Origin of the sequence: Nocardia sp. NPDC050630, from assembly GCF_044457245.1 — a bacterium.
GTDB lineage: Bacteria > Actinomycetota > Actinomycetes > Mycobacteriales > Mycobacteriaceae > Nocardia.
Genome location: NZ_JBITGN010000020.1, coordinates 17,413 through 34,795, shown reverse-complemented (window position 1 = coordinate 34,795; position 17,383 = coordinate 17,413). Strand labels below are relative to the sequence as shown.

Here is a 17,383-nt window from a genome sequence, read left to right as displayed (position 1 = left end):
CCAATCTCTAACCGAGGTCGAGCGCGTGCCGGACCACTGCCTCAGACAACTTCGTTCACGCCGGATTCGGTGGCGTTGATACGGACGGCCATATTCCCGCTCGGATGCGCGTTCTCGTGCAGCAACTGGTGGAAGCGCCCGACATCCTCGATGTCGCCGCACGCCGACAGGCACGGCTGCAGCAGCCCGGCGTCGATCAAGTTGATGACCTCGCGGTACTCACGAAAGTTCGCCGCATGCGAACCCTGGAGCCGTTTCGACCGCATCCACAGGTGACGCAGGTCCACGTCTCCGTTGTATCCGGTCGAACCGCCGCAGATGACAACCATGCCGCCGTTGTCGCACACATACATCGAGGTGGGCAGCGTGTCCTGTCCGCTGTGTTCGAGTACGACGCTCGGCAGCTGCCTGGTCCCGAGAATGTCCCAGATCGCTTTGCCGAATTTCCTTGCGCCGCGCAGGAAGTGGTCCATCGCGGCGGTATCGGTGGTATCCGGGAGTCGGCCCCAGTGGTCGTATTCCGTCCGGTCGATGACGCCTGCCGCACCGAGCTCGAGGCAGAACTTCGCGCGTTCGTCCGACGATGCGACGGCGATCGGGATGGCACCGACGATCCGAGACATCTGGATCGCCATCGAGCCGAGTCCGCCCGCGCCACCCCAGATCAAGACTACGTCGCCGGGGCGCACGGCATTGCCCGGCCATCCGAACAGCTGCCGGTAGGCCGTCGGCCCGGTGACCATGAAACACGCGGCTTCGGCCCAGGTGAGCCGTTTCGGTTTGGGGTGACACTGGAAATCCGAGACGAGGCAGAACTGGGCGAACGCCCCGTGGTTGGTCTCATATCCCCAGGCGCGCATGCTCTTGGACACCGGGTGGTCGGTGCCGGTGCGCACATCCTCGGCGAGTTCGTCCCACTGCGCGCCGGCGAGCACGACGTGGTCACCCACCGTGACGTTCGTGACGCCCGCGCCGACCGCCCAGACGATGCCCGAGCCCTCGGATCCGCCGACGTGGTAGTCCTCGGTGTGTCCGAGCTTCTGCCGCATCGAGATGACGTCGACCGGATAACCGAGCGAGGCCCAAACATTGTTGTAGTTGATGCCCGCGGCCATTACCCAGATCAGGACCTGGCGGGGGCCGACAGCGGGTGTCTCAACGACCTCGGTAACGAAAGCCTGCTCGGGCTCGCCGTACCGTTCCCGCCGAATCACCGACGCGTACATGTACTTCGGCACTTCCCCAGCCGGAGGTACTTCACCGATCTCGTACAGATCCTTCACTCACACTCCATTCGGTTGGCGGACAAGGTAATCCACGTCAGGCGATCTGCGCAGCGAGGTGACCGGCGAGTTCTTCCGGCGTCGGGTGCTCCAGGATCATGCGGATCGGCATTTCCAGCCCCGTTGCCGCGACGATTCGCTTGCGAATCTGCAGCCCCGAGATCGAGTCCATACCGAGTTCGAGGAACGGGGTGGTCGCCTCGATCTCGTCGGCGGATTCGTAGCGCAGCACCGTCGCGATCTCGTTGCGGATCAGCTCGACGAGCAGCCGTTGCTGCTCTTCCCTCGACAGCCCGGACAGTTCCGAGAGCATCGGGCTCTGGTCCGGCACGGTCTGTTCGCGGTGGGAGCGCAAGCGGCGGAATTCGGGCAGGTCCGCGAAGATCGCGCCGGCACGGGTATGTGCGAATACGGATTCGGGCTGTTCCCAGTCGATCTCGGCGACCAATGCTTCGGCGGCGCCGGATTCGACGGCGTGCCGGATGGCGGTGACCGCGGTGTCGGGATCCATAGGTTTGGTGCCGATCACGTTGCCTGGCCATGCGTCCCAGCCGATCGCCGTCGCGGCGAGCCCGCGCGAACGACGCCGGTGCGCCACCGCCGCCCCGTAGGCGCTGGTGACCGCGGCAGCGGCACCACCCGATTCCCCCCATGCACCTGCGGCGGGCCCGAGTAGTACGAAGGCGTCGAGGTCGCGATCACCGAGAAGTTCGTCCAAGTCCGCGATCGCGGACGTATCGCCGGCCTCGGTATCATCGAGTGCCGCAACCGAATTCGGATTCCCGATGTGAACAACGGCAGTGAGTTCGTCGCCGACGTCATCGATCACCCGGCGCAGGTCGGCTCCTGATGCGAGCAGGACACGCTGTGCGCCCGCATCGGTGAGCCGGCACGCGACGTGCTCGGCGAGTTCGCCGACCGCGCCCGTCACGAGGACGGTTCCGGCAGGATGCCAGGGGCGCGACGGTTCGCCAGCGGAGGTCCGGATGCGGTGCACCCGCCGGGCGAACACACCATCGGAGCGCACCGCGACCTGGTCGTCGTCGCCGTGACTGACGATGGTGCACAGCGATCCCAGCACGTCGGCATCGAGCGACTCCGGCAGGTCGACCGATCCGCCCCAGCGCTGTGCGAATTCGATCGCGGCGACCCGGCCCATACCCCACAGCCGCGCTTGCTGCGGATCGGTCGCCGCATCGTCCGGTCCGATCGCGACGGCTGCGGTGGTCACACACCAGAGCGGTCTATCGAATCCGAGCTCGTCGAGGCCACGCAGGAGCCGGACCGTCGCTGGCACGCGGCCGAGCAGCGACAGCATTCCGGCGGGCCGTTCGGCCGTCAGCGAATCACGCAGGCACGCGGTGATATCCGGTCCGGTTGCGTCGACGGGCAGCTCGATCGGCCGGGCGTCACCCAGGTGCTCGCGCACTGCCGCGACGACAGTGGCCACCCGATCGTTGTCGGCGCCCGCCGGCACGGCGATATACCAGGTGCCGCGCTTCGGTACGAGTGGACGCCGGGTAAGTCGCTCGAATGTGATTCGGTAGCAACACTTGTCGGCACTGGAGTCACGGTTCGCGCGCTGCCACCAGGATGCCAGTTGCGGCAACACCCGCGCGAGCGCATCGGTGTCCGCGCTGCCGAGCAGCGCGGCCAACTCGTTCGCATCGCCACGCTCGACGAGGTTCCAGAACTTGCTGTCGGTCGACCCGGCGCGCCGGCGCTCGGCGCCGAATTCGTCGGGCAGCCAGTACCGCTGGCGCTGGAACGGGTAGGTGGGCAGATCCGGGCGGTAGTGCGCGCCGCCGGATGCGAACGCGGCGCGCCAGTCGACGGCCACGCCTTCCACATACAGTTCGGCGGCCGAGGTGTAGAACCGTGTCAGGCCGTCCTGCCCGCGCTGTAGTGTCCCGCCGGTCAGCACCTGGACCGACATATCGCTGGCAACCTGATCGACGGCGGGCAGCAGTACCGGGTGCGGACCCGGTTCGACGAATGTGCGCCACCCGGCACGGATCGCCGAACGCATCGCCGAATCGAAGCGAACGGTGCTGCGCATATTGCGGAACCAGTACTGCGCGTCGAGGGTCGAGGTGTCGAGTTCGTCGCCGACGACCGTCGAGTAGAAGGGCACTTCGGCCGAGCGCGGGGTCATCCCGGCGAACTGCTCCAGCACCTCGTCGCGGAACTTGTCGACGGCCGCGGAATGCCCGGCCCCCGTCGCACCACGCACGTAGCGGACCCGGGATCCGAGTGCGGTGAGTTCCTCGGCAAGTTCCGCGAGTGCCGTCGGCACCCCCGAAAGGGTCACGGACTCGGGCGAATTGACGACGGCGACAGCGACGTCGTCGCCGAAGCGGCCGATCCGTTCCTCGAGCTCGGCACCGGTCGAGCCGACGACGGCCATCATCGTGCCGTTGGTCAACGTGGCAAGCAATTTGCTGCGGATCGCCACGATCTTCGCGGCGTCCTCGAGCGATAACGCCCCGGCGACATACGCGGCCGCGACTTCGCCCTGTGAGTGTCCGACGACCGCCGCGGGCACCACGCCGAACGACTTCCACAACTCGGTGAGCGCTACCATGATCGCGAACAGCGCGGGCTGGACGACGTCGACCGTTTCCAGCGCCGGAGCACCCGGATCCTCGCGCAGCACGGCGCTGACCGACCAGCCCGTCCATGGTTGCAGTGCCACTTCGCATTCGGCGATCGACCTGGCGAATACCTCGGAGCTCGCCAGCAATTCACGACCCATACCGATCCACTGGCCCCCGTGCCCGGGATAGATGAATACGGCCGGACCCCGATTCCGGGTAACTCCCAGCGCCACCCGGGGATCCGGTGCCCTGGTCCGGATCGCGTCGAGGCCTGCCGTCAGATCCTCCGTCGCGCTGCCGATGATTACCGCGCGGTTCTTGAACGACGCCCGCGAGGCGAGCGAGTATCCGACGTCTACCGGGTCGGCCTTCGTCGTCGATATCCAGTCCTGCAGCCGGACCGCCTGCGTCTCGAGTGCGGTCGCGGTCCTGGCCGACACCACCCACGCAACGACACCGTCCTTGCCGCGCGTCGGCTCCGGCATATCCGCTGGCGGCGGCGAGGAGACGATGACGTGGGCGTTCGTGCCGCTCACACCGAAGGACGACACCGCACCGACGCGCGGCCGATCCTCCTGCCACGCGATCGGTTCCGTCAGTAGCCGCATCGCGCCCGACGCCCAGTCGATCTGCGACGACGGCTCTTGGGCGTGCAGGGTCGGCGGCAGGACGCCGTGGTTGATCGCCATCACGAGCTTGATCAGACCCGCGATGCCCGCGGCGGGACCGGCATGGCCGATATTCGACTTGATGGAACCCAGGAACAGCGGCCGGTTCGGTTCGCGGGCCGGACCGTAGGCGGCCAGCAGTGCCCCCGCTTCGATCGGATCACCGAGGGCCGTGCCGGTGCCGTGCGCCTCGACGACGTCGACAGCGGCGGCGGACAGCTGTGCGTTGGCCAGCGCGGCGCGAATAACCTGTTGTTGGGCAACGCCGTTCGGCGCCGCCATACCGTTCGAGGCGCCGTCCTGGTTGATCGCGCTGCCGCGAATCACGGCGGCGACCGGATGGCCGTTGCGCCGAGCATCGGACAGGCGCTCGAGTAGCACGATGCCGATACCCTCGCCCCAGCCGGTGCCGTCCGCGGCTTCGGCGAATGCCTTACATCGGCCGTCCGGCGCCGCGGCGAGCCGGGTCATGCCCAGGAGCATCGGCGTGGACATCACCATGGTCCCGCCCGCGATGGCGAGGTTCGATTCCCCGCTCCGAAGCGACTGGCACGCTTGATGAATCGCCACGAGCGAGGAGGAGCACGCGGTATCGACGGTGATCGCCGGGCCTTCCATGCCGAATGCGTAGGCCAGCCGACCGGACAGCACGCTCGACATGCTGCCGGTCATCATGTGGGTCGCGTCGCTGTCGTCGGGGATGTACCGGATCGCCGCTTGGTCGTCGCCGTGGATGTGGCCGAGATCGTCGGCGGCCGCGTGCTCGCGATCCGGGCCGGTCAGGATGTCGTTGTCGGTCTGCACAATCGAGGCCAGATAGTCGAGACCGGTCGCGCCCATGAAGACACCGGTTCGCGAGGCGCGGATATCGCTCGCGCGGATGCCCGCGCGTTCGAACGCCTCCCAGGTCACCTCGAGCAGCATGCGCTGCTGCGGATCCATCAGCAGCGCCTCCCTGGGGGAGATGCCGAAGAAGTTCGAATCGAACCCCGCGATATCGGCGATGAATCCACCCGACTGCGCATAGCCCTGCTCGAGATCGCTCGACTTGGTCGAGATGACCTCGTGCATCGACTCCCAGCCGCGATCGCTCGGGTACGGGCCGATCGCGTCGACCCCGGACGAGACCAGTTCCCACATGTCGTCCGGTGTCTGCACCCCGCCCGGATACCGGCAACCCATGGCGATAACGGCGATCGGCTCACGCAATCGTTCTTCGACTTCGGCGAGACGGCGACGAGACTCCTGCAAGTCCACAGTGACTTTCCTGAGGTAATGCCGCAGCCTGTCCTCGCTCGCAGTCATGATTTCCTTTCGGAGCGGTCGATCGACGGTGAATCATGCAATTCGGTTCACCACTTTTGTCATACTGCACGACCCCGACCTGCGCGTCCAGGCCGAATGCCGCCATCGGTGACGACTACGAAAAGCCGTGCAGCCTCGGTATTCCAGCCGATTTCAGCCCATAGCGTCCCGCCCTTCGTCACCGAGTCCGAGATCGCTATCGATGAATGCGAACAGTTCGTCGTCGCTGGACGGAACGGTCGCCGTTCGCGCGCTGTCGAATCGTGCGGTCAACTGCCGTATTCGCTTGATCGCCTCGATATGCTCGCGGCTGTCGCTGTCGAATTCGGCGAGTGCGCTTTCGATTTCGTCGATCCGCGCCGCGAAGTCGAACTCGGCGGTTTCCCAAATCGGCAGCGACATGTGGAAATGCCGCGCCACCGAGATCGGTGTCGGATGGTCGAAGGCGACGGTCGCCGGGAGGGTGATACCGGTTGCCTGGGACAGGCGGTTGCGAAGTTCTACCGCGGCAAGGGAATCGAAGCCGAGATCCTGGAAGCTGAGGTCCGGATCGACCGCCTCGGGGCCGGGGTGGCCGAGCACCGCGGCAACATGTGTGCGCACCAGTTCCGACAGAACCCGCAACCGCTCGTCGTCGGACAGACCCGCCAACCGCGCCGCCAGCGCGCTTGCCGCCTCGGCTGCCGCCGCGCCGTCCACCGCACCCGATGCGGGCGCGCGCACCAGCGTCCGCAGGATCGGCGGTACGAAACCCATGGCCGCCGCCTGCGCTTGCATGCCGGGCCGGTCCAGTTGCGCCACCGCGACGGCCGCGCGGTCCGCGGTCAGTGCTGCGTCCCATTGGGCGAGCGCCTGCGCCGACGTCATCGCGACGAGCCCGCCCCGCCGCAGCCGCGCACGGTCGCTTGTCGCCAGGTCCCCGCCCATCCCACCGGCTAGATCCCAGAGTCCCCACGCCACCGATGTCGCGGCCAGTCCCTGCGCCTGCCGATGGGCGGCGAGCGCGTCCAGGAATACGTTGCCCGCCGCGTAGTTCGCCTGTCCTGGGGCGCCGATGAGGCCCGCGACCGACGAGAACATCACGAAACCGGCCAGGCGCATGTCCTGGGTCAGCTCGTGCAGATGCCAGGCGCCTGCCACCTTGGGTGCCAGCACCGCGTCCAGGCGTTCCGGCGTCAGCGATGTGAGGACGCCGTCGTCGAGCACACCGGCCGCGTGCACGACAGCGGTCAGCGGATGCTGCGCGGGGACGGCGGCGAGCGCGCTCGCGACCGACGCCCGGTCAGTCACATCGCATGCCACCCACTCCACGCGCGCACCCCCCGCGGTCAATTCGGCGGTCAATTCGACCGCGCCGTCGACCGCGGCACCGCGGCGCCCGACCATTACTACGCAACGTATTCCGCGCTCGCTGACCAGGTAGCGCGCCACCTCCGCACCGAGTGCGCCGCCACCGCCGGTGATCAGTACCGAGCCCATGCGATCCCAGGCAGATGCTCTCTCGCTCGGCTCGATGGGTATCAGCCGTGGCGCGAGCACTCGTCCGTCCCGGACCGCGAGTTGGGACTCCGCACCTGCGGCCGCGACCGGCCACACCCGCCCGACGTCGTCGTTGCCGTCGAGGTCCACCAGCACGAACCGGCCGGGAAACTCGAGTTGCGCGCTGCGCACCATGCCCCACACCGGGGCCTCGGCGAGACCCGGCACCATCTCATCGGCGCCCGTCGCGATCGCACCCTGGGTCACGATCACCAACGGCGCTCTCGGCCCGGTTGCCACCCACTCTTGAAGCATCAGCAGCACTGTCGCCGCCAGCGCACGTGCCCGATCGGCCACCGTTGGGGCATCGGCGAGCCCAGCACACGACACCACCACCGCCGACGGTGCGCGAGCGCCCTCGGCCAACGCGGTCACCACCGCCTGCACATCGTCGAACCACCGCACGCCGACGCCGAGTTCGACCGGACCGCCGATCCCCCATACCGTGCCGGACACCCCGACGCCACCGACCACGGGTACCCAGTCGACGCCGTATATCGACTCGCGGCCGCCGACAGTGGACGCCAACTGCTGGCGGGTCACTCCGACGATCGTGACGGCGTCGATGGTGAGGATCGGCCTGCCCGCAGCGTCGGCGACAGCCACCGCCAGCCGATCCTCCACTCGACGCAGCCGCACCCGGAGCCGGGATGACGTGGCTTCGCCCCACACCGATACGCCTTCGAACGAGAAAGGCAACCAGACCAAGCCACCATCGGACGCTTCCGGCGACTTCGCCGCCTCGGTAACCGCCCACGCGTGCAGTGCCGCATCGAGCAACGCCGGATGCACGCCGAACCCGGACAGTTCGACACCCGCACCGGACGGGGTCTCGACCTCCGCATACAGCTCATCCTCGTCCGTGCGCCAAACTCGCTGCACGCCACGGAAAGCTGGACCATACCCGTAGCCGAGCGCGGCCAGTCGCGCATACCCATCGGCCACATCCATCGGTTCGGCGCCGACCGGCGGCCACACGTCCGGCTCCCCCGGCGGCGGAGCCGGTGCCGTCGTCACCACGCCCCTCGCATGTCGCACCCATCCCGCGAGCTCGCGATCGTCCGGGCGTGAGTACACCGCGACCGACCGTTGCCCCGATTCGGGACCGACAACCACCCGCACCACTACGCCCTGCTCGACCAGCAACGGCTCTTCGAGCACGATTTCCGGTACCCGCGTACCGCCCGCCGCCCGCGCCGCCGCCGACACCAGTTCGACCAGACCGGCACCGGGCAGCAGTACCGACCCGAATACCGCGTGATCACGCAGCCACGGTTGCTCGGCAGCAGACAGGCGGCCCGTGAAAACCATCTCGCCGCTGGGCATCTCCACCGTGGCCCGTAGGATCGGATGAGGGATCCGCCCGAGGCCGAAGCTACGGGCGTCCGCGATTGTCGCAGCGGGAGAAAGCCAATAGCGTTGCCGCTGAAACGGATACGTTGGCAGGTCCACTGTGCGGGCGCCGGTTCCGGCGTAGAAGCGTGACCAGTCGACATCGACACCAGCGCAATGCGCTTCGGCGACCGCACGAACGAGGGTTTCGACTTGATCGCGCCCGCGACGCTGAGTCGCGACGACGCAGTCCGCATCGATGAGTCCTGCGAGGACCGCATCCGGACCGACCTCGAGGAACCGCGCCCCACCGGCCGCCCGACTCGCGGCGATGCCGTCGGCGAACCGGACCGGCTCACGCACGTGGCGCACCCAATACCCTGGGTCCGCCAACAACTCCGACTCGAGCTCGCCGGTCACATTCGACGCGACCGGGATCCGCGGCCGCTGAAATCTCAAATCCGCGATAATTCGACGGAATTCGTCGAGCATCGGTTCCATCAACACCGAATGGAATGCGTGACTCACGATCAGGCGGCGGGTGCGGCGATCCGACCAGCGCGCCTGTAGTTCGGCGATGCCCGCCTCCGGACCTGATACCACGACCGAACCCGGCGCGTTGATGGCGGCAATCGAAACCCCATCCGGCAAGCCGCCGACCTCGCCGAAATTTCCAACCGCGTCGATTTCGTCGTATTTCTCGACCGCATCAATCTCAACTGCCAGCATCGCCCCACCCGCCGGCAACGCCGCCATCAACCGGCCACGAGCAGTCACCAAATGCACCGCATCCCCCAGCGACAACACCCCGGCCACATGTGCGGCGGTGATCTCACCGACCGAATGCCCGATTACCAAATCCGGCACCACACCCCATGACTCGAGCAACCTCGCCAACGCCACCTCGACCGCGAACACACCCAACTGCGTGTTGTCCGTACGATCTAAGTCAGTATCGGACGCGAAAAGCCATGCCGGATCACAAATCTCACGCACCGCCTCCGCGAACACCGGGAATGTGTCGAACAGCTCGCGGCCCATCCCCGCGTACTGTGCACCCTGCCCCGGAAACACGAACACCGTCTTCCCGCCGACTATCCGTCGCGGTGTCACCCCACCCAACTCGGTGCGCTCCAGTACCGCCGCCCGCCACGGCAAATGCGCCCGCGTCGTCGCCAACGAAAACCCGACATCCAACGCTGAGATCTCCCCCAACACCGACAGCCGATCCGCCTGCGCCACAACAGCTTCAGCAGAACGCCCAGAAATCAACCACGGCACCACCGCCACCCCAGCCCGCAACGACGATCCAGCATCCGCTCGCGACGACACCAACCCCGTCCCGACCTCCAGCAACAGCGACTCCGTCCCCGATTCCAGCAGCGGCGATTCGGTCCCCGATTCCAGCAGCGGCGATTCCGTCCCCGCCCCCCGAGTCCCTGCCTGCGACGCTGTGCTCCCCCCAGCTTCCGGCGAAGCCAACCCGTCTCCAGCTGCTGGCGGCGCCAACCCGTCTCCAGCTGCTGGCGGCGCCAACCCGTCTCCAACTACCGGCGACACCAAGCTGTCTCCAACTACCGGCGACACCAACTCCGCAGGGGCTTCCTCAACAATCACATGCGCATTCGTCCCACTGATCCCAAACGACGACACCCCAGCACGCCGCGGCCGACCCACCGATGTCCACAACCGCGATTCAGTCAACAACCGCACATCCCCCACCGACCAATCCACATGCGACGACGGCACATCCACATGCAACGTCGCAGGCATCACCCCACGCCGCATCGCCTCCACCACCTTGATCACCCCCGCCACACCAGCAGCCGCCTGAGTGTGCCCCAAATTCGACTTGATCGACCCCAACCACACCGGCTCACTCCGACCCTGCCCATACGTCGCCAACAACGCCTGCGCCTCAATCGGATCACCCAACCGCGTACCAGTCCCATGCCCTTCAACCAGATCCACATCAACAGCCGTCAAACCCGCACTCGCCAACGCCGCCCGAACCACCCGCTCCTGCGACGGACCATTCGGCGCCGTCAAACCATTCGACGCACCATCCTGATTCACCGCACTCCCACGAACCACACCCAAAACCCGATGACCCCTAGCCCGAGCATCCGACAAACGCTCCAACACCAACACACCCGCACCCTCACCCCAACCCACACCATCAGCCCCCGCAGCAAACGACTTACACCGACCATCCCGCGACAAACCACGCTGACGCGAAAACTCCACAAACACAGCCGGTGTCGCCAATACGGTCACGCCGCCCGCGAGAGCCATGCCGCAGTCGCGCGCCCGCAGGGACTGACACGCTTGATGGATCGCGACCAGCGAGGAGGAGCAGGCGGTGTCCACCGAGACCGCCGGACCGACCAACCCCAGCGAATACGCGACCCGCCCGGAGACGACGCTCGCCATCCCGCCCGAACTCAGATACCCCTCGAGCTCGTCGCGGTGGTCGCTGGTCGCGGCGGCGAACCCGTAATCGTGGTACATAACACCCGCGAATACACCGGTTTCGCTGCCGCGCAACGACATCGGATCGATTCGCGCGTCCTCGAGCGCCGACCAAGCGACCTCCAGCAGCACGCGCTGCTGCGGATCCATCGCCAAGGCCTCACGCGGTCCGATGCCGAAGAATCCGGCGTCGAAGCCGCCGGGCTCGTCCAGGAATGCGCCGAAGCGGGTGTAGGACCTGCCGCGCGATTCCGGGTCCGGATCGAACAATCGCGCGTCCCAGCCGCGGTCGATCGGGAACTCGCCGACGACGTCGCGGCCTTCGGCCACCAATTCCCACAGTGCGTCCCGCGACTCGACGCCGCCCGGAAAACGACACCCGATACCGACGATCGCGATCGGTTCACTCAACGCCGCGGCGAGTTCACGATTCTCGGCGCGGAGCCGTTCGGCTTCGGTGATCGACTTCCTGAGCGCTTCGACAAGCGGATCCTGTGCGTTCATCACGGTCAGCTTCCGTATCGAGAGGCGAGTTCGATCAATTGCGCGGCGTCCATATCGGCGATCGCGGCGGCATCGGCCTGCGACTCATCGGCGGTGTCGGCCGACGCCGCGGTATCGGCAGCGAGCTCGGCGATGAGGTCGGCGAGCCCGGCCTTGCGTATCCGATCGAGCGGAACAGTGCGCAGCGCCCGCCGGAGCTCGTCGTCGCTCACGGTGGTATCGGCGCTGTTCGGTTCCGTGACCAGCTGATCCAGCAGATACGTCGCGATCGCGGCTGGCGTCGGGTAGTCGAAGACAACCGTGGCGGACAAGGTGATCCCGGTGGCATGGGCGAGGCTGTTGCGGAGTTCTATGCCTGCCAGCGAGTCGAACCCGAGGTCCTGGAACGATAATTCGGGATCGACCGCCTCGGGACCGGGATGGCCGAGGGCAGTGGCGGTCCGCGACCGGACCAGGTCGAGGACATACGCGTGCCGCTGCTCGCCGGTCAGTGGCGCCAAGTCCTTTGTGAGCGAAGCCGTTGCCAAGAGGTCGCCGGCCGCGGTCGACGAGACGTTGATCAGCCGGTGCAACATGGAATGCAACCGACCCGCACGCGCGCTCGCGCGCAGCCCGGGAAAATCGAGCTTCACCGGCGCGACCACCGGCTCGCCGGTCGCGATTGCGGCGTCGAACAAAGCCAGCCCCTCGGCAACGGTCATGGCGTGCAGTCCGAGCCGATCCCGGATCACCCTAGCGAGCCGCGTGAATGTCGCCGCGTCGGCCGCCCCGGCCATGCCCACGGTTCGGTCCCACAGCCCCCATGCGAGCGAAATGCCCGGCAGCCCTTGTGCGTGGCGGCTGCGCGCGAGCTCGTCGAGAACCGAGTTCGCCGCCGCGTAATTGCCCTGTCCCGCGCCGCCGAGCAGCGGTGCCGCGGATGAGAAGAGGACGAACGCCGACAACCCGCATTCTCTGGTTGCCTCGTGCAGGTGCAGCGCCGCATCCACTTTGGGCCGCATGACCCGGTCGAGCTGATCGACGGTGAGCGATTCGATCGTCGCATCGGCCAGGACACCCGCGGCATGCACGACCGCGGTCAGCCGGGGTATCGATCCGATCAACTCCTCGACAGCGGCTCGTTCCGCAACGTCGGCTGCGACGACATCGACAGTGGCACCGCGGTTTTCGAGTTCGGTCCGCAGGTCGGCGACACCGTCGGCAGCCGGTCCCCGGCGCGATACCAGCACCAAGCTCCGCACGCCGTGCTCGGCGACGAGGTGCCGAGCCAGGACCGCACCCAACCCACCGGTACCGCCGGTGATCAGGACCGTGCCGTCGCCGAACGATGCCGGAGCGTCTCGTGTGGCGGTCTTGGTCAACCGCTGGGCATAAACCGTATCGCCGCGCACCGCGAGCCGTGGCTCGACGGTCGCGAGCAGCGCGGGCCAATCGACACGATCGGGCCCGGTCAGGTCGACGCTCAGGAACCTGCCTGGATACTCAGCCTGCGCGCTGCGTAGCAGACCCGACACCGCCGCGCCGACGAGATCGGCAGATTCGTTCTCGTCGACGCCCGCCGCACCCCGAGTTGTCACCACCAATCGCGAACTCGCCGTATGTGGTTCGGCGAGCCAGGTATGCAGAAGTCGCAGCATCGACGCGGCGCCCGCGCGCACGCCTTCGGGATGAGCGTCGGTGCCACCGCGTGGCGCGGCGCACACTACCACCGGTGGCCATGCGGCGCCGCCGTCGACCGCGGCCACAAGCTCGGCGAGCCCGGCGTACTTGCCTTGCACCTCGATGGCGCCTTCGACAACCGCGTCACCGAGAAGTGCCACCACCGGAGTCGGCCGATCGGATTCCGCCGGAAGCGATATCTGCTCCCATGTGGGTGTCAAAAGGATGTCGGCGGCACCGGCAGAGCGCAGCGCACCGGCGTCCGCCGGGCGAGAGTCGAGCGCACCCATCGTCCACACCAGGCGGTTGTGCTCGTCGGTGGCGGTCAGCTCACGCATGCCTTCCGCGCCGACGCGCATGGTCACACGAACCGCAGCCAGTCCGGCGCGGTGCGCTTCGATATTCCGAAATACGAACGGCAGCAGTACCTTTCCCGGCTGAATCCGATCCCCGGCGCGTGCGATCGCGACGTGGAACGCCGCGTCGAACAACGCGGGATGGATGGCGAACCCCGACACATCGACCCCTGACGGCAGCGCGACTTCGAGCATGATCTCGTCGTCGCGGTGCCATGCGGCTCGCACGCCCTGGAAGGCGGGACCGTACTCGTATCCGAGGTCGGCCAGCTCGGCGTATAGATTCGAGATCGGCACCGGTTTCGCATCCGCCGCAGGCCACTGCGCTTCCGGCAGTGGCATTCCCACGGGATCAGCCGGTGCGATAGAGCCGACGGCGTGCCGGGTCCAGGAGGTTGGTTCGCCGTCGATATCGGGCCTCGAATGGACCACGACGGCGCAGTGGCCGCGCTCGTCGGGTGCGGCGATCTCGACCTGGACCGCTACCGCCACCCCGGCATCGAAGACCAGCGGCGATTCGAGCACCAACTCCTCGATGCCAGGACAGCCCACCAACCGGCCCGCCGCCAACACCAACTCCACCAGACCCGTACCAGGCAACAGTACCGAACCGAACACCACATGATCAGCAAGCCAAGGCTGCGACACCACCGACAAACGACCGGTCACGACACGCTCGCCGGACCCGACCAACGACACCGCAGCCGACAACAGCGGGTGATCGACACGTTCCAGGCCAAGGCCCCCGACGTCGCCGATGGTCGACGACGGAGACAGCCAGTAGCGTTGGCGTTGAAAGGCATACGTAGGCAAGTCAACCTGCCTGGCACCGGTTCCGGCATAGAACTTCGCCCAATCGACATCGACGCCATGGCAGTGCGCATCCGCCACAAAGCGCACAAGCGTCGCTACCTGCGCGCGGCCACGCCGCTGGGCGGCCAGTCCGTCGACAGCGGCTGAAAAAACCGCATCCGGCCCTACCTCGAGGAACCGGGTGCCACCGGCCTGCCGGACCGCGGCGATGCCGTCAGCAAACCGCACCGGTTCACGCACGTGGCGCACCCAATAGCCCGGAGCCGCCATCAGGTCCGCCTCGAGCCGACCGGTCACGTTCGACGCGATCGGGATACGGGGCTGCTGCCACGCGAGTTCCCCGCATACCGCGGCGAATTCGTCGAGCATGGGGTCCATCAACGCCGAGTGGAAGGCGTGACTGACCGTCAGGCGGCGGGTGCGCCGGTCCGCCCAGCGCGCCTCGAGTTCGGTGATGCCCGCCTCCGGACCCGACACCACCACCGACCTTGGCGCATTGATCGCCGCAACCGAAACACCATCCGGCAAGTCACCGACCACACCGCTCTCGACCACCACGCCGACTTTGCCGACCACAGCGCTCTCATCGACCACAGCGCTCTCACCTACCACGCCGCTCTCACCTACCACGCCGCTCTCACCTACCACGCCGCTCTCACCTACCACGCTGCTCTCACCTACCACGCTGCTCTCGATGACCACACCGACTTTGCCGACCACGCCGATCTTCTCGACCGAATCCACCTCAACCGCCAGCATCGCCCCACCCGCCGGCAACGCCGCCATCAAACGACCACGAGCAGTCACCAAACGCACCGCATCCCCCAGTGACAACACCCCGGCCACATACGCGGCGGTGATCTCACCAACCGAATGCCCAACCACCAAATCCGGCCTCACACCCCACGACTCGAGCAGACGAACCAGTGCGACCTCGACCGCGAACACACCCAACTGCGTATTATCCGTACGATCCAGGTCTGTTTCCGGTGCGAAAAGCCATGCCGGATCACAAATCTCACGCACCGCCTCCGCGAACACCGGAAAAGTGTCGAACAGCTCGCGGCCCATCCCCGCGTACTGCGCACCCTGCCCCGGAAACACGAACACCGTCTTCCCACCGACTATCCGTCGCGGTGTCACCCCACCCAACTCGGTGCGCTCCACTACCGCAGCCCGCCACGGCAAATGCGCCCGCGTCGTCGCCAACGAAAACCCAACATCCAACACCGAGATCTCCCCCGACGACACCCCGTCCCCCAACACCGATAGCCGGTCCGCTTGCGCCATAACAGCTTCGACAGACCGCCCAGAAATCAACCACGGCACCACCGCCAACCCGGCCCCTGCGTCCGGCACCACCGCCAACCCGGCCCCAAACTCCGGCGACACCGACCCGCCCCCAACTACCGGCGACACCAACCCGTCTCCCGCTTCCGGCGACACGACTTCCGCAGGGGCTTCCTCCACGATCACATGCGCGTTCGTACCGCTGATCCCAAACGACGACACCCCAGCCCGCCGCGGCCGACCCACGGACTCCCACGACCGAGCCTCCGTCAACAACCGCACATCCCCAACCGACCAATCCACATGCGGCGACGGCGCATCCACATGCAACGTCGCAGGCATCACCCCACGCCGCATCGCCTCGATCACCTTGATCACCCCGGCCACACCCGCAGCCGCCTGAGTGTGCCCCATATTCGACTTGATCGACCCCAACCACACCGGCTCACTCCGACCCTGACCGTAGGTGGCGAGCAACGCCTGCGCCTCAATCGGATCACCCAACCGCGTACCAGTCCCATGCCCCTCCACCACATCCACATCAGCCGGAGACAAACCCGCACTCGCCAATGCCGCCCGAACCACCCGCTCCTGCGACGGACCATTCGGCGCCGTCAAACCATTCGACGCACCATCCTGATTCACCGCACTCCCACGAACCACCCCAAGAATCCGATGACCATTAGCCCGAGCATCCGAAAGACGCTCCAGGACCAACATGCCGACACCTTCACCCCAGGACACACCATCGGCCGCCGCCGCGAACGACTTACACCGGCCGTCCGGTGCCAGACCACGCTGACGCGAAAACTCCAGGAACATCGCGGGTGTCGCCAGCACGGTCACGCCACCGGCCAATGCCAGTCCGCACTCCCCCATGCGCAAGGCTGTGCATGCCTGATGCAGGGTCACCAGTGACGACGAACACGCCGTATCCACCGAGATCGCCGGTCCGACCAAGCCGAGGGAATAGGCGATGCGCCCCGACACCACGCTGCCCCCACCGCCCGCGCTCAGGTAGCCCTCCAGCTCGGCGCTGCGGTCGCTGGTGGCGGCGGCGAATACGTAGTCGTGGTACATGACCCCGGCGAACACGCCGGTATCGCTGCCCCGCAACGACATCGGATCGATGCGGGCGTCCTCGAGTGCCTCCCAGGCGACCTCGAGCAGCAACCGTTGTTGCGGATCCATCGCCAGCGCCTCACGCGGCCCGATCCCGAAGAATCCGGCATCGAAATCACCGGCGTCGTAGAGGAACCCACCGGCGCGGGCGTAGGACTTGCCGCGCACCTCCGGATCCGGGTCGAACAGTCCATCGACATCCCAGCCTCGATCGCGCGGGAACTCGCCGATAACGTCGCGACCTTCGGCGACCAACTCCCACAATGCTTTCCGCGACTGAACGCCACCAGGAAAACGGCAGCCCACACCCACGATCGCCACGGGCTCGCGGCCCTGTTGCTCGACCTCTTGGAGTCGCCGCCGCAGATTGCGCAACTCCAGCCCGGAGCGCCTCAGGTAGTCGAGGTACTTGTCGTTGTCCATGGCTTCCTTTTCGGGGCGGC

The 17,383-nt window shown here is 67.0% G+C and carries 4 protein-coding genes; all 4 read right to left on the bottom strand.

Annotated features, from left to right (window positions below; translation table 11 throughout):
* Window positions 1–41 precede the first annotated feature (41 nt).
* The 4 genes from ccrA to ACIBG0_RS34075 all read right to left on the bottom strand — a co-directional run bounded on the left by ccrA (window position 42) and on the right by ACIBG0_RS34075 (window position 17,363).
* Window positions 42–1,283: a crotonyl-CoA carboxylase/reductase gene (gene ccrA, locus ACIBG0_RS34090; RefSeq protein WP_397038316.1), complete on the bottom strand. Its 1,242-nt coding sequence runs from the start codon at window positions 1,281–1,283 to the stop codon at window positions 42–44.
* Window positions 1,284–1,320: 37 nt separating this feature from the next.
* Complete coding sequence (locus tag ACIBG0_RS34085; protein WP_397038314.1) at window positions 1,321–5,853, bottom strand: type I polyketide synthase; 4,533 nt, start codon at window positions 5,851–5,853, stop codon at window positions 1,321–1,323.
* Between the two features lie 153 nt (window positions 5,854–6,006).
* Window positions 6,007–11,700 carry a type I polyketide synthase gene (locus ACIBG0_RS34080; protein ID WP_397038312.1) on the bottom strand — a complete coding sequence of 1,898 codons (5,694 nt, stop codon included), beginning with the start codon at window positions 11,698–11,700 and terminating at the stop codon, window positions 6,007–6,009.
* Window positions 11,701–11,705: 5 nt separating this feature from the next.
* Window positions 11,706–17,363 (bottom strand): type I polyketide synthase, encoded by a 5,658-nt coding sequence (locus tag ACIBG0_RS34075; protein ID WP_397038310.1) that lies wholly within the window; start codon window positions 17,361–17,363, stop codon window positions 11,706–11,708.
* Window positions 17,364–17,383 lie beyond the last annotated feature (20 nt).